This is a genomic window from Conyzicola lurida (genome assembly GCF_014204935.1).
In the GTDB taxonomy this organism is placed as follows: domain Bacteria; phylum Actinomycetota; class Actinomycetes; order Actinomycetales; family Microbacteriaceae; genus Conyzicola; species Conyzicola lurida.
Window position 1 is genome coordinate 2,368,590 of record NZ_JACHMJ010000001.1, and the last position, 13,375, is coordinate 2,381,964.

At 68.7% G+C, this 13,375-nt stretch carries 15 protein-coding genes and 1 tRNA gene; 5 read left to right on the top strand and 11 right to left on the bottom strand.

The features are described 5' to 3' along the window. Positions 1-2: 2 nt before the first annotated feature. Both HD599_RS11470 and HD599_RS11475 read left to right on the top strand, forming a co-directional pair. The gene (locus HD599_RS11470) at positions 3-365 is read left to right on the top strand and encodes a YciI family protein (protein WP_184237621.1); all 363 of its coding nucleotides are present in this window, start codon (positions 3-5) and stop codon (positions 363-365) included. A gap of 74 nt (positions 366-439) precedes the next feature. Continuing rightward, positions 440-628 (top strand): hypothetical protein, encoded by a 189-nt coding sequence (locus HD599_RS11475; protein WP_184237624.1) that lies wholly within the window; start codon positions 440-442, stop codon positions 626-628. Between the two features lie 331 nt (positions 629-959). Here HD599_RS11475 and HD599_RS11480 read toward each other — a convergent pair whose 3' ends face one another. Then, positions 960-1,502 (bottom strand): GNAT family N-acetyltransferase, encoded by a 543-nt coding sequence (locus tag HD599_RS11480; protein WP_184237626.1) that lies wholly within the window; start codon positions 1,500-1,502, stop codon positions 960-962. After that, positions 1,499-1,849, bottom strand: a complete 351-nt coding sequence (locus HD599_RS11485) for an ArsR/SmtB family transcription factor (protein WP_184237630.1) — start codon at positions 1,847-1,849, stop codon at positions 1,499-1,501. Before HD599_RS11485 ends, HD599_RS11480 begins: the two co-directional genes overlap by 4 nt. Before the next feature lie 85 nt (positions 1,850-1,934). On the opposite strand from HD599_RS11485, the gene HD599_RS11490 reads away from it, so the two are divergent. Next, on the top strand, positions 1,935-3,251 hold the full coding sequence (locus tag HD599_RS11490) for an NAD(P)-binding domain-containing protein (RefSeq protein ID WP_184237633.1): 1,317 nt from the start codon (positions 1,935-1,937) through the stop codon (positions 3,249-3,251). Positions 3,252-3,387: 136 nt separating this feature from the next. Here the strand turns inward: HD599_RS11490 and HD599_RS11495 are convergent, their stop codons facing one another. From HD599_RS11495 to HD599_RS11535, 9 genes are all read right to left on the bottom strand, one after another. Next, entirely contained in the window at positions 3,388-3,798 is a 411-nt protein-coding gene (locus tag HD599_RS11495) for an arsenate reductase ArsC (protein ID WP_184237636.1), read from the bottom strand. Positions 3,799-3,870: 72 nt separating this feature from the next. Further along, a complete protein-coding gene (locus tag HD599_RS11500) occupies positions 3,871-4,770 on the bottom strand; it encodes a metalloregulator ArsR/SmtB family transcription factor (RefSeq protein WP_184237638.1) in 900 nt (299 codons plus the stop codon). 205 nt (positions 4,771-4,975) lie between these two features. Further along, positions 4,976-5,048: transfer RNA gene (locus HD599_RS11505), tRNA-Glu, on the bottom strand. A gap of 96 nt (positions 5,049-5,144) precedes the next feature. Continuing rightward, complete coding sequence (locus HD599_RS11510) at positions 5,145-6,143, bottom strand: NAD-dependent epimerase/dehydratase family protein (protein WP_184237641.1); 999 nt, start codon at positions 6,141-6,143, stop codon at positions 5,145-5,147. 114 nt (positions 6,144-6,257) lie between these two features. Continuing rightward, on the bottom strand, positions 6,258-6,767 hold the full coding sequence (locus HD599_RS11515; protein ID WP_184237644.1) for a GNAT family N-acetyltransferase: 510 nt from the start codon (positions 6,765-6,767) through the stop codon (positions 6,258-6,260). Beyond that, positions 6,764-7,645 (bottom strand): alpha/beta fold hydrolase, encoded by an 882-nt coding sequence (locus HD599_RS11520; RefSeq protein ID WP_184237647.1) that lies wholly within the window; start codon positions 7,643-7,645, stop codon positions 6,764-6,766. Before HD599_RS11520 ends, HD599_RS11515 begins: the two co-directional genes overlap by 4 nt. Positions 7,646-7,732: 87 nt before the next feature. After that, the gene (locus HD599_RS11525; RefSeq protein ID WP_343062031.1) at positions 7,733-8,647 is read right to left on the bottom strand and encodes a YegS/Rv2252/BmrU family lipid kinase; all 915 of its coding nucleotides are present in this window, start codon (positions 8,645-8,647) and stop codon (positions 7,733-7,735) included. A gap of 23 nt (positions 8,648-8,670) precedes the next feature. After that, complete coding sequence (locus HD599_RS11530) at positions 8,671-10,791, bottom strand: copper-translocating P-type ATPase (protein ID WP_246376179.1); 2,121 nt, start codon at positions 10,789-10,791, stop codon at positions 8,671-8,673. Further along, positions 10,791-11,072, bottom strand: a complete 282-nt coding sequence (locus HD599_RS11535) for a metal-sensitive transcriptional regulator (RefSeq protein ID WP_184237650.1) — start codon at positions 11,070-11,072, stop codon at positions 10,791-10,793. Before HD599_RS11535 ends, HD599_RS11530 begins: the two co-directional genes overlap by 1 nt. Before the next feature lie 69 nt (positions 11,073-11,141). Between HD599_RS11535 and HD599_RS11540 the strand changes: the two genes are divergently transcribed. Together HD599_RS11540 and HD599_RS11545 are read left to right on the top strand one after the other, a co-directional pair. Next, positions 11,142-11,777: an MBL fold metallo-hydrolase gene (locus HD599_RS11540; RefSeq protein ID WP_184237653.1), complete on the top strand. Its 636-nt coding sequence runs from the start codon at positions 11,142-11,144 to the stop codon at positions 11,775-11,777. Between the two features lie 110 nt (positions 11,778-11,887). After that, positions 11,888-13,291 (top strand): HNH endonuclease signature motif containing protein, encoded by a 1,404-nt coding sequence (locus HD599_RS11545; protein WP_184237656.1) that lies wholly within the window; start codon positions 11,888-11,890, stop codon positions 13,289-13,291. The last annotated feature ends 84 nt before the right edge of the window (positions 13,292-13,375 follow it).

Consider the following 13,375-nt stretch of genomic DNA (forward strand, 5'->3'; position numbering starts at 1 on the left):
GCATGAAATACATGATCATGGTGTTCGGCGACCGCTCCGCCCTGGACGACCGCTCCCCCGAGTGGATCGACCGGCTGATCCGGTTTATGCACCAGATCGACCGCGATCTCGAGTCGGCCGGCGAACTGGTCTTCCAGCAGGGACTCGCGGATCCCTCCGAGGCCCGCACCGTCGCGCCATCCACCACCCGGATGACGGCGACCGCCGGCTCGGCGATCGCACCGGCCGACGCGCTCGCAGGATTCTGGATCGTCGACGTCGCGGACGAGGCGCGCGCCGTGGAAATCGCCGCGTCGATCGCTGCGGTCACGGAGGCCCCGGTCGAGGTGCGGGCGTGTATGGATGCGCCGCCGGAGCGGGTCTAGAAGTTCTGGTCTTATCGACGCGTTGCTGTGAGACTGAGGATTCGACAGCACCACTGACGCTCGGAGGCTGACTTATGGATGTAGGCGGACTGACGATTCTTGCCACCACTGGCGGCGTGGGGGTCGCCCTGGCGATTCTGATCGCGCTCGGCTTCGGCGCGTGGAGACGCCGAGTGGACACGACGCCGACGCAGGATGCGGAGTCCGCCGCGGCACTCCGCGGCATCCAAGCGGATATCGAAAAGGGACAGCGCGGCTTCTAGCGATTAGAGCAACTCAGTCTCCGAGTAATAGCCGCCCGCGCCCTCGCGCGTGATCGAGCAGCGGGACGACGACGCCAGCGAGACGCGGCTCGAAGCCGCCGATCTCGGCAGCGCCACCCGCGATCGTGATGGTGACCTCGGTCACCGCAGGCGACACGGCGACGTAGCCGTCTGGGGCGGTCAGGGGCGGTCAGGGTGACCACGCAGTCGCCCGCGACCAGTCCCCCGATGGCGAACGTACCGTCGACAGGGGTGGCGAACCTCAGTGGGCCCGCCGGACCGGAGCGCATCCCCCTGGTGTCGATCGGATTGACTATCGCACCTCGGGCGGCTAGCCGCTCGATTCCGATCGGACGTTGCCATCTCGTGGCCACAACGCCGAGCGACGTTCGACGAGGATCGTGTCGCGCCACACCCCGGCTTCAGGGCCGTATCCCATCAGAGCGATGCGCTCGCGCCGCCCGACCTCTCGGAAGCCATGGCGCTGGTGCAGTTGCAGGCTCGCAATGTTCTCAGGGAAGATGCTCGATTGGATCGTCCAGATCCCGTGCCGTTCGGCAATGTCGATGAGGCCGGCCAGCAGCAGGCCGCCGACGCCACGGCCACGCGCGGTGGCCGCGACGTAGACGGAGTGTTCGACCACGCCCGAGTACACGGGGCGACCCGATACGGGTGACGCGGCAGCCCAGCCGAGAACGCCGGAATCGTCGACGGCGACGATTCGCAAGTCCGGATGCTTGCCAGCGTCGAACCCTTCCCAGGTCGGCGGGCTGGATTCGAAGGTGGCGTGGCCGCTGTCGATGCCTTCGCGGTAGATCGCCTCGACGGCGGGCCAGTCGTCCTCTCCAAGCGGGCGGACGAACGGCGCGGTCATGAGGAGAGCAAGGCTCGCGCGCTCGAGTCGAGGGCTTCGGGGACGACCCGGTAGTAGGCCCACCTGCCGCGCTGCTCCCGGGTGGCCAGACCCGCGGCGACGAGCTTGCTCATGTGGTGCGAGACGGTCGGCTGCGACAGTCCGACCGGCTCGGTGAGGTCGCAGATGCAGGCCTCGCCACCGTCGCTCGCTGCGATCAAGGACAGAAGGCGGACGCGCGTCGGATCGCCGAGTGCCTTGAACACGCGGGCGATACTCTCCGCCTGGTCGGCATCGAGAGCCCCTCCGGTCACGGTGGCGCAGCACGCAGAGTCGCGTGCGGTCAGGAGGGGGAGCCCGATGGTCATACATCCATTCTGCCAGCCATATTGACAAATGTCGATGCATCGACAAACCTCGATATGTCATCACGCTTCGACCGAGGAGAACGCCATGAACGACCTGCCCGTAGTTGTCATCGGGGCGGGCCCCCAGGGCCTGGCCGCCGCCGCGCACCTTCTCGAGCGCGGCGATTCACCCCTGGTGCTCGAAGCGGGCGACGGACCCGCCGCGGCCGTTTCCGAGTGGGGTCACGTCCGCCTGTTCTCCGGCTGGAGCGAACTCGTCGACGCCGCTGCCGCCCGTCTTCTCGCGCAGACCGGCTGGGAATCGCCGACAACGGGCTATCCGACCGGTGCGCAGTGGATCTCGTCGTACCTGGCGCCGCTCGCGACAGCACTGGGCGACAGCATTCGTTACGGCGCCAGGGTGACCGGCGTCGGACGCATGGGCCGTGACCGACTCGTCGATGAGGGACGCGCGGAGCAGCCGTTCACGGTCCACATCATCGATGCCGACGGCAACGAATCGCGCATCACCGCCCGCGCCGTCATCGACGCGTCGGGAACGTGGTCGCAGCCGAACCCCGCGGGCGCAGACGGCCTCCCGGGCCAGGGCGAGCGAGCGGCGTCAGAGCGCATCTCTTACCGGATCCCCGACTTCGCACACCCGGCGCCGTTCGCCGGCAAGCACACGATCGTCGTCGGTAGCGGCCACTCGGCCGCGACCGCAGTGAACGAGCTTGCCCGGATAGCCAAGCGCCACCCGGAGACCCGCATCACCTGGGCGCTGCGCCGCGGCTCCGTGGGCAACACGTTCGGCGGCGGCGACGCAGACGAACTCCCGGCGCGTGGCGCCCTCGGCACTCGCGCCCGTCAGGCAGTCGATGCGGGGCTGGTCGAACTCGTCACCGGGTTCCGCGTGGAGTCCGTCATCAGCACCGAGCAGGGCGCCGTGCTCGTATCCGAGGACGGCCGCGAACTCGCCGCCGCCGACGTCGTCGTCGTGCTGGCCGGATTCCGTCCCGACCTCTCCTTCCTGTCGGAGATCCGGCTAGAACTCGATCACACCCTGCAGGCGCCGTCGCGGATCGCCGCCGAGGTCGATCCGAACGCCCACAGCTGCGGCTCCGTCCGCGCCACCGGCGCGAAAGATCTCGCTCAGCCCGAGACGGACTTCTACATCGTCGGCTCCAAGTCCTACGGGCGCGCACCGACGTTCTTAGCGATGACCGGATACGAGCAGGTGCGCAGCGTGGCGGCCGCCCTCACCGGCGACCAGGCAGCAGCAGCGAGGGTCGAGTTGGTGCTCCCAGACACCGGCGTGTGCGGCGGAGCCGGAACGTTCGACGGTCTCGGCGACGCATCTGCCGCGTGCTGCAGCCCGACGCCCACCCTTGTCCGACTCGGCCGGACACCGATGACGGCGTAGAAGGCAAGCGGCGTCGGCTCGATTCCGAGGCTCTCGAGCATCGTGTCGACGTGGGCTCGGATCTGACCGCGAGCAACTCGACGTTAGTGGAGTCCGGGCACGCCGCGCTGGGGCCTCGCGCCTGTCGACGTCGGCGTCACGCCTTCTCGGGCAACAGCTCGGCGAGCAGCACCTGGATGCGTGCCTTGATGTCGTCCCGGATCGGTCGCACCTCGTCGATACTCTTTCCCTTGGGGTCGACCAGGTCCCAGTCCTCGTAGCGCTTGCCCGGGAAGATGGGGCATACATCGCCGCAGCCCATCGTGATCACGACATCGGAATCGCGCACCTGTTCGGTGGTCATCAACTGCGGGATGCCGTGACTGATGTCGATGCCCTCTTCCGCCATCGCGGCGATGGCCATCGGATTGATCTGGTCACCGGGCTCGGATCCGCCGGAACGGACCTCGACGGCCCCGTCCGAGAGTGCGCGCATGTAGCCGGCGGCCATCTGGGAGCGTCCCGCATTGTGGATGCAGACGAAGAGGACGGTGGGTTTGTCGGTCATGGGATTCCTCGCTATCGGTTATCCAAAGCATAGACCGTCATCTATGCCTTATTTCGACGGTGTGACCTCAGTTCACCGCGAGTTCACCTCGAGGGTTCCGATCAATTCGCGAACCCGCGCCTCGATGTCGTCCCGGATGCCGCGCACGCGCGCCAAGGGCAGGCCAACCGGGTCCTCGAGATCCCAGTCGAGGTAGAGCCGGCCGGGGTAGACCGGACAGGCGTCGCCGCAGCCCATTGTGATGACGATGTCCGCCGCCCGCACGACCTCGTCTGTCAACGGCTTCGGATACTCGCCCCCGATCGGAACGCCGATCTCGTCGAGAGCCGAGACCACGACCGACCGCACCGCGCCCGCCGGGGCGGATCCCGCAGTTCTGACATGCACGCTATCGCCCGCGAGATGACGGAGGATGCCGGCAGCCATCTGCGATCGCCCCGCATTCTGTACGCACACGAACAGCACCTCGGGCCTGCGCCCTGCGCGCGGCGGGCCCTCGACAATAAGAGCACTGAGACGGTCGGCGGCGAATTGAGACGTGAGCGACGACAGATAGCGGGGGGCGTGAGACTGCTGCGAGAGCAGCGCGTAGCTCTCGCGCACGTAGCGCTCGACGGTCTCGGCAGCGAACGTGCCCGCGAACCGCGTCGCCAGATCAACGGAAATCCGGCCGAGGATCTCCTCGGTCATCTCCGTATCCGGTGTGCCCTGCACAAGCTCCGAGATGCGGTCGGCCTGGTCGGGAGCGACCGAATACCAGACGGAACGACCCTCGGGGTGACGTTCGAGCAGTCCTTCGTCGAATAGTGCTTTGAGATGGTGGCTGACCGTGGGCTGGCGGAGGTTGAGCTCCCTCGCCAGCAGGCTGACCATCTGGCGACCGTCGGCGCTATTCATAATCAGCGACATGATGCGCGATCTGGTCGGATCGCCCAGAAGTTTCAGCTCGGTCGTCGATCCCGCGATTCCCATAGACGAGAGTCTATGCACACCCTCGCCCGGCGAGCGCTGGTGCCCGCTGCTCGATACCGACCTCGACAGCATGGCGGTCGCTCTCGACGAGGCAGGCCCGAGATCGACTGGTGGCGGTTTGTTGCTCGTGGCCGCTGTCGGGCAGGTCTTGTGACGGCATAAAAAATGCCCGGTTCCCAATGAATCAAGGGGAACCGGGCTGTTGTGACCCCAACCGGATTCGAACCGGTGTTACCGCCGTGAGAGGGCAGCGTACTAGGCCGCTATACGATGGGGCCGAAAGCAACTAGATGAGTATGCCATAGCGCGCGGGCGGTGCCAAATCGAGGGCGGCGCGGGCGGCGCCGGGCGTTTCGCACGGCTTTCCGACCGTCTCAGGGACCGGCGAGCAGTCGTGCCTCCTTGGCGGTCGGGAGACCCAGCACGGGTCGGTCGGGGCGCTGCGGCGCCACTCCCCCGATGGACTGGAGCCAGTCCCAGGTGTCGCCGACGGTTTCGGCCAGCGGACGGATGGTCAGGCCCGCCGCGAGCGCCGCGGTGACGTCGCCGCGGTGCATGCCGTCGAAGTCAAGTCCCTGCGGAATCCACACCGGGAGCTCCATCCACGGCTCGACGCCCTCGAGTTGCTCCGGCGTGAACCAGCGCAGCTCGGCGTCGGAACCGGTCGCCGCGATGCACGCGTAGAGGAAGTCGCGCATCGTGGTGACGTCGGGCGGGCTGACGACGTTGACCGGCCCGGTGACGGTCGCGTCGAGACCGAAGGCGGCGAGGTCGCGCGCGTCGACGTACTGGATGCAGGCGTCGGCGGGACCCGGTGCGACCACGGGTCCGCCGCGGGCGATGCGGGTGAGCCACCACGGCAGGCGCCCGATGTTCTCGCGCGGCCCGAGGATGAGCCCGGCTCGCAGCAGCAGGGCGCGGTCGCCGAAACCGGCGAGGGCGCCGAGCTCGCCGCCGCGTTTGGCCCGTGCGTAGTCGTCGAACCCCGTGTCGTCGGCGGAGGCGTCGACCACCGGGGCATCCTCGCGAGCGTAGGCCGGGGCGGGATACTCGTGCACCGACCGGGAGGACACGTAGACGAATCTGTCTGCCCGCGAGGAGAGAAGAGCCGCGGCATCCCGCACCGCTCTCGGTCCCCACGACCAGGTGTCGACGACGAGATCCCACGTTCCCGCGCCCGCTTCCGACGAATTCAGCGCGTCGAGCCCGCCGGGGGCCGTGCGGTCGCCGACGAGCGTGGTGACACCGTGGAGCGGGGCTCGGGATCCGCGGTTGAGCACGGTGACGTCGTGCCCGCGGCCGAGCGCTTCGTCGACGAACGCGCGGCCGACGAACTCGGTGCCGCCGAGGATGAGGACGCGGGTGTTGGTCATGATTCCAGCGTCGCGCACCGGGTCGTCCCGGCCGAGCGGTTTCGCTGCGGGCTTAGCAGCCAGAGGCAGTCAGCAGCCCGGTTCTCACCAACCCAGTTCTCACCAACCTAGTTCTCACCAACCCAGTGCGAACACGATGTCGTCGCCCAGCGCTTCGCCGGTGACGCGGTCGAGATCGGAGCGACGCTCGAGCCCGACGGCGAGCGCGGTTTTCTGCGAACCGATGTTGCCGGGCGTCGTGTACGCGATGATCGGGTGCTCGGAGTGCTCCGCGCGCCAGAGCTCGACCGCGGCCGTCGCGCCCTCGGTCGCGTAGCCCTTGCCCCAGGCACTCGGCGTGTAGCGGTATGACAGGTTGAGAACCGTGCGCTCATTCCAGGTCGAGAAACGGATGCCGGTGAACCCGACGATCCCGTCGGCGTCGCGTACCGTCCAGTAGCCGAAACCGTGCTCGTGCCAGTGGCCGAGCCACTCGCCGAACTGGCGCTGCGCCTTCGCGCGGTCGGTGAGCGGCCCCGCAGGGTTGAACTCGTTGGTGAGGGGGTCGGCGTGGATGCTCCACATGGCGTCGAAGTCGACCACGGAGAGTTTGGCGAGCGAGAGTCGGGCGGTGGAAACGGTCACGACTGCGATCCTAGGGCGAGCACTGCTGACGCGAACTCGAGCGGCGCCTGCTGCGGCACATTGTGGCCGACACCGGCCACGAGCTCCTGACCGTACGGGCCGACGAACATCTCGCGGTCGTCGTCGACGGGTGCGCCGAGGATGCCGTCGGCTCCCGTCTCGAGCACGATGGTCGGCACGAGGATGTGCGGTTTCTCGGCGAGCGCCTCTTCGATCTCGATGTAGCGCAGGTCGCCGTCGGCGAGTGAGAACCGGTGGCGGTAGGAGTGCACGACCACGTCGACGAAGTCGGGGTTGTGCAGGCTCGGGGCGCTGGCGGCGAACACCTCGGGCGCGAAGTTCCAGGTCGGCGACCAGGTGCGCCAGAGCAGTTCGCAGAGTTCGTCGCGGTTGCGTTCGAGGCCGAGGCGGCCACGCTCGCCGTGGAAGTAGTACTGGTACCAGTAGGTCGCCTCCCACGCGGGCGGCGCGGGCTCGCCGGCCGCGGCGATGTCCTGGATGTTGTAGCCGTCGACACTCACCAGACCGGCCACCCGCTCGGGCCAGAGTGCGGCGACGATGCACGCGGCGCGTCCGCCCCAGTCGAAACCGGCGAGCACCGCGGGACCGAGGTCGAGCGCCTCGAGGAGCGCGAGCAGGTCGGCGCCGAGCGCGGCCTGCTGGCCCGACCGCGGGGTCTCGTCGTCGAGGAACCGGGTCGCCCCGAATCCGCGCAGGGACGGCACGATCACGCGGCGGCCGGCTTCGGCGAGCACCGGTGCGACCTCGTCGAAGGCGCGCGCGTCGTAGGGGAACCCGTGCAGCAGCACGACGGGGTCGCCGTCGGCCGGTCCCCACTCCTCGTAAGCGATCTCGAGCACGTCGGTACGCGTAGTCATGGGTCTGGCGGTCGTGGCGCTACCGGTCGTGGAGGTCATGCCCCATGGTCGCAGCTACCGCCGACACCTCCGACCGCCGACTCGCTGCTAGGCGAGGATGCGCAGCGCCCCCGGCACCATCTCGATGTCGACGGGCAGCAGCGAGACCCGCTCGCCGTCCGCGTAGGCCGCGACCGATTCCGCCTCGATGCGCACGGTCGTCGCACGGTGCACTGTGACCCGCGGGTCGGTGAGATGGGTGCCCGCGAACACGCGCGGGAACACCCGGAGAAAGGCGAGGCGAGAGAGCGGAGTGACGACCAGGACGTCGAACAGCCCGTCGTCGACGACGGCGTCGGGCGTGACCCGCATGCCGCCGCCGATCGACTGGTTGTTGCCGACGGCGATGAGCGCGGCATCCGTCACCGTCTCGACACCGTCGAGCACGAGCCGGTAGCGGATCGGCTTCAATCGCGCCAACTCGATGGCGAGGGCGACGAGGTACCGGCTCTTTCCGCGGGGGCGGCGCAGGTTGTTGGCGCGCTCGTTGACGATCGCGTCGAATCCGGCGGAGAGCACGCAGGCGAACCACGTGGTCTGTGGGCGTCCGTCGGCATCGAGGTGGTGGATGCGCCCGGCGTCGATCGCCCGCGGCGCCCGTGCGAGGGACTCGAGGAGCGCGTCGACCGCGGCATCGGGGTCGCCCACGGGGATGCCGAGCCCGCGCGCCATGTCGTTGCCCGTGCCGGACGGGATAATGCCGAGCGGCACGTCGGTGGTGGCGAGCAGGTTGACGCCGAGGCTGACCATGCCGTCGCCGCCGACGACGACGAGCGCGTCGGGTGTTTGCGCGACGGCGAGCGCGGCGGCCTCGACCAGGTGGGCGAAGTCGGGCTCTTGCAGACTGGTCACGCGGTGCCCGGCGGCGCGCAGGCGGGCGACCACGGCGGGGCCGACGGAGCGGCTCTTGCCGAACGACGCGGACGGGTTGATAGCGACGACGATCGTCAGCGGGTTCGGCACGTGTTTATTGTGGCAGAACGGAGCTACAGCTTGACCCGCCGCAACAGCTGCGCGTTCAGCGCCACCACGATCGTCGAGACCGACATGAAGATCGCACCGACGGCGGGCGAGAGCAGGATGCCGGCACCGAACAGCACACCCGCGGCGAGCGGGATGCCGATCACGTTGTAGCCCGCGCCCCACCACAGGTTCTGCTGCATCTTGCGGTACGTCGCCCGGCTCAGCCGGAACGCCGCGAGTACCCCGCGCGGATCGCTCGACGCCAACACGATGCCGGCCGACTCGATCGCGACATCCGTGCCCGCACCGATGGCGATGCCGACGTCGGCCTGCGCGAGAGCCGGGGCGTCGTTCACCCCGTCGCCGACCATGGCGACGCGGGTGCCGTCCCGCTGCAGCGTCGCGACGACCTCGGACTTCTGCCCGGGCAGCACCTCGGCGAAGACCTCGGTGATGCCGAGCTGCGCCGCGACCCAGTTGCCGACGTCGCGCGAGTCGCCCGTGAGCATCGCGACCCGCACCCCGCTCTTCTGGAGTTCGGCGACGGCCTCGGCCGACTCGGGACGGATGACGTCGGCGAGGGCGATGAGGCCGAGCACCGCGTCATCCAGAACGAAGACCACCGTCATGCCCTGGCCGGTCGCGTCCTTGGCGGCATGCACGAGGTCCGCCGGGATCTGCAGCCCGCGCTCGATCACGACGCGCTGGCTCGCGACGGTCACGTGGCGTCCGTCGACGTGCGCCTCGGCGCCGCGGCCGGCGAGCGACGCGAACTCCGTCGCCGCGGGAACCGTGAGCCCCCGGGTGGTCGCCTCGGCGACGATGGCCCGGGCGATCGGGTGCTCCGAGCTGGCTTCGACGGATGCCGCGAGCCTGACGAGCTCGTCGGCCGTCACGGTGCCGGCCGAGTTCACGGTCGCCACACCCTGTTTGCCCTCGGTGAGGGTTCCGGTCTTGTCGAACAGCACGACGTCGATGTTGCGGGCGTCCTCGAGCGCGGCCCGGCTGCGGATGAGCAGGCCCTTGCGCGCCGCGATCGCGGTGGAGAGCTGCGCCACGAGCGGGATCGCGAGACCGAGGGCGTGCGGGCAGGCGATGATCAGCACGGTGACGACGCGCTCGATCACGAACGCGGGATCGTCGGGGGTGATCAGCGCCCAGACCACGAGGGTGATGACGGCCGCGGCGACCGCGACATAGAAGAGGAGCGCGGCGGCGCGGTCGGCGAGCACCTGCGCGCCGGACTTGCTCGCCTGCGCATCGGCGACGAGCTTCATCACCCCGGCGATCGCCGTGTCGTCGCCGGTCTTGGCGACGCGCACGGTGAGGGCGCCGGATCCGTTGAGGCTTCCGGCGATGACGTCGGCTCCGACATCCTTCGCCACCAGGGTCGATTCGCCCGTCAGCAGGGACTCGTTGACCTCGGAGGCGCCGTCGGTGACGACGCCGTCGACCGGAACCGCGGCTCCGGGGCGGACGAGGACGTGGTCGCCGACCGTCAGAGTGTTTACGGCGACCGTCATCACATGGTCGCCGTGGACGAGGTCGGCCTCGTCGGGGATGAGCTTGGCCAGCTCGCCGAGGGCGTTCTGTGCGCCCATGATGGCGGACATCTCGACCCAGTGGCCGAGCAGCATGATGGTGATGAGGGTGGCGAGTTCCCACCAGAAGTCCATGCCCGGGAACCCGAGGGTGACGGCGACGCTGTAGCCGAGCGCGACGACGATCGCGAGCGAGATGAGCGTCATCATGCCGGGCTGCTTGGCGCGGAGCTCCCCGATTCCGCCGCGGAGGAAGACGAGCCCGCCGTAGAAGAAGATCGCGATCGCGAAGGCGGCGGGGATGAACTCGCTGCCGGGGAAGCGCGGGCCGTCGAGGCCGAGGATCTCCTGGAGGCCCTGCGAGAAGACCAGGGTCGGGATGGTGAGGACGAGGCTCAGCCAGAACTTGCGGCGGAACTGTGCCGGGTCGTGGTGGGAGTGGTCGTGGCCGTCGTGGTGGTCGTGCCCGGTCGCTGAGCCTGTCGAAGCGTGGTGGTGCGCGTGGTCGTGCCCGGCGTGGTGCTCGTGCTCTGCGTCATCCGGCACTGCATTTTCGGGCCCTTCCACCAGCTCAGGGACCGTTCCATTGTGCTCGTGGCTCATTACTCTCCCCGGTTGTTGTTGAGTTCGTAGACCTTCAGCAGCTCGTCGACCGCGAGGTCACGCTGCTCTCCCCCGGCAGCGAACATGTCGCTGACGTGGGTGCGCAGGTGGTTCTCGACGAGGAGTTTGTTCAGGCTGCGGAGGCTTTTCTGGATGGCGAGGGACTGCGTGATGATGTCCATGCAGTACTCCTCGTTGTCGATCATCTTCTCGAGCCCGCGCATCTGCCCCTCGAGGATTCTGCTGCGGTGCAGTGCGCGTTTCTTGATGTCTGCGATCATGCAACCACGGTACCCCCCGGGGGTATTCCCCGCAACAGTGCGCGGGGCGACGCGGCGTAGGCTCGCACTATGAAGCTGACCAAGTTCGAACACGCCGCCCTGGTGTTGGAAAAGGCGGGTGAGACGCTCGTCGTCGACCCCGGCGCCTTTACGATGCCCCTGTCCGATCTGCGCCACGTTGTCGCGATCGTCATCACCCACGAGCACCCCGACCACTGGACTCCGGAACAGCTCGACCGCATCATCGAGATGAATCCCGACCTGAAGATCTACGGTCCGTCGGGCGTCGCGGTCGCGGCATCCAGTTACCCGGTCACCGTCGTGCACGACGGCGACGTGATCCTGGCCGGCGAGTTCACTCTGCGATTCTTCGGCGAGAAGCACGCCGTCATCCACTCGTCGCTCCCCGTGATCGACAACGTCGGCGTGCTCGTCGACGACACCCTGTTCTACCCGGGCGACTCGTTCACCGTGCCGCCCGTCGCGGTCGACGTGCTCGCCGTGCCCGCGGGCGCCCCGTGGCTCAAGATCGGCGAGGTCATGGACTACGTCGCCACCGTGAAGCCGAAGCGCTCGTTCCCGACGCACGAGATGGTGCTCTCGGTGATCGGAAAGAACATGGCCAACGACCGCATCGGCACCGTCACGACGCAGAACGGCGGAGAGTTCTTCCCGCTGGAGCCGGGGCAGTCGCTGGACTTGTAGGGTCTCGACCTCCTGCTCCACAGGCGCGCATCGTTGATCGTTATCCACAGTAAATTAGCCGCCTGACCTGCTTTTTATGCAATGTCGGTGGGTGCTGTCATTCTTCGAACATGGATGACGCGACCACCACGATTCGGCAGGTCGGCGAGCTGCTCGCCGGCCTCGCCGCGGTGCCGCCCGCCGCTCTCGCCGATGACGGGTTGTGCGAGTGGACGTCAGAGCTCGAGGCCGTCGGGCGCATCGTCGACGCCATGCGCGTGGTCGCCGCGGCCGAGATAGACGCTCGCTCCTCGTCGAGGATCGACGGGCTGTCCGACCGCTACGGCTTCCGCACGGGCGCGCAGTTCGTGGAGTTCCTCACCCGGGTGTCGTCGGCGGAAGCCTCGCGCCGCGTACGGGTGGGCCGAGCGACGATCGTGGGAACGTCGCTGGTCGGCATCGGGCTTCCGCCGGCCCACTCCCGGGTTGCCGAGGCGCTGCACGCCGGCGAGATCGGGGTCGAGTCTGCCGCCGTGATCGTCCGGACCCTCGACCAGGCGGGGCCGCACGCGACGCCCGACGAGATCGACGTCGCCGAGGCCGAGCTGGTGGCGTCGGCTCGGCGCGACAGCACCGATCTGGTCGCGGTACAGGCTCGCGCGTGGCGGGAAGCGCTCGACCCCGACGGCGCGGAACCGCGGGACGAGCGCATCAGCCGCCTGCGCCGGTTCACTATCGGGCGTGAGACCGAGGCGGGGCTCACCCCGTTCAGCGGACTGGCCGACCCCGTCCTGGCGGCGCTCCTCCGCTCGGCTATCAACAAGGCGAACAAGACCGGGGTCGAGCCGCGCTTCCTCTCGGAGGCCGACCGGCAGGCGGGGCTGACGCTGGTCGAGACGCCGGACGGCACCGTCGTCGAGAGCGTGACCGATCCGCGCACGCGGGACCAGCGCAATTACGACGTGTTCCAAGGACTGATCACCGCCGGCCTCCGCGCCACCGGAACGGAGAAGGGCGAGATGCGCGGCCTCACGCAGGTCATCGCCGTGGTCTCTGCCGCCGACCTCGAGAACGGCACGGGCGTCGGCTGGCTCGACGACGTGACCGAACCCATTTCCGCTTCGCACGCCGCCGAACTCGCCTGCTCGACCGGACTCGCGACGATCATCATGGGCGAGAACGGCGAGCCGCTGTATCTCGGCAAGCACAAGCGCTACTTCACCGAGGCGCAGATGCGCGCGCTGGCCGTGCGCGACGGCGGGTGCGTCTGGCCCGGTTGCGGCGCGCCCGCCTCGTGGGCCGACGGGCATCACGTGATCCCGCATTCGCAGGGCGGCCCCACGAACATCGACAACGGCGTGCTGCTCTGCCCGTACCACCACCACAAGCTCCATCGGTCCGGATTCCGGATCCGCATGATCGACGCCCGCCCGCACATGCTGCTGACGCCGGCGATGGACCCCGCTCAGCAGTGGCGGCCGATCGGCAAGTCGCGCATCAAGGCGGTGCAGCTGCGGCGGATTCGGGCGGGGTGAGGGGTTTGGGTCGCATGCCGGGTGCCGTGGCGTTCCGATGCGCTGCGGCGCCCCGGTGGGCCGGATCGCCCCGGTGTGCCGGAT

What these genes read in the sequence shown, in the direction of transcription:
- HD599_RS11540 (WP_184237653.1), top strand. Translation starts at nt 11,142, where the DNA reads ATGAAGCTGACCAAGTTCGAACACGCCGCCCTGGTGTTGGAAAAGGCG.
- HD599_RS11490 (WP_184237633.1), top strand. Translation starts at nt 1,935, where the DNA reads ATGAACGACCTGCCCGTAGTTGTCATCGGGGCGGGCCCCCAGGGCCTG.
- HD599_RS11520 (WP_184237647.1), bottom strand. Translation starts at nt 7,645, where the DNA reads ATGACTACGCGTACCGACGTGCTCGAGATCGCTTACGAGGAGTGGGGA.
- HD599_RS11495 (WP_184237636.1), bottom strand. Translation starts at nt 3,798, where the DNA reads ATGACCGACAAACCCACCGTCCTCTTCGTCTGCATCCACAATGCGGGA.
- HD599_RS11480 (WP_184237626.1), bottom strand. Translation starts at nt 1,502, where the DNA reads ATGACCGCGCCGTTCGTCCGCCCGCTTGGAGAGGACGACTGGCCCGCC.
- HD599_RS11510 (WP_184237641.1), bottom strand. Translation starts at nt 6,143, where the DNA reads ATGACCAACACCCGCGTCCTCATCCTCGGCGGCACCGAGTTCGTCGGC.
- HD599_RS11485 (WP_184237630.1), bottom strand. Translation starts at nt 1,849, where the DNA reads ATGACCATCGGGCTCCCCCTCCTGACCGCACGCGACTCTGCGTGCTGC.
- HD599_RS11500 (WP_184237638.1), bottom strand. Translation starts at nt 4,770, where the DNA reads ATGGGAATCGCGGGATCGACGACCGAGCTGAAACTTCTGGGCGATCCG.
- HD599_RS11470 (WP_184237621.1), top strand. Translation starts at nt 3, where the DNA reads ATGAAATACATGATCATGGTGTTCGGCGACCGCTCCGCCCTGGACGAC.
- HD599_RS11535 (WP_184237650.1), bottom strand. Translation starts at nt 11,072, where the DNA reads ATGATCGCAGACATCAAGAAACGCGCACTGCACCGCAGCAGAATCCTC.
- HD599_RS11545 (WP_184237656.1), top strand. Translation starts at nt 11,888, where the DNA reads ATGGATGACGCGACCACCACGATTCGGCAGGTCGGCGAGCTGCTCGCC.
- HD599_RS11530 (WP_246376179.1), bottom strand. Translation starts at nt 10,791, where the DNA reads ATGAGCCACGAGCACAATGGAACGGTCCCTGAGCTGGTGGAAGGGCCC.
- HD599_RS11475 (WP_184237624.1), top strand. Translation starts at nt 440, where the DNA reads ATGGATGTAGGCGGACTGACGATTCTTGCCACCACTGGCGGCGTGGGG.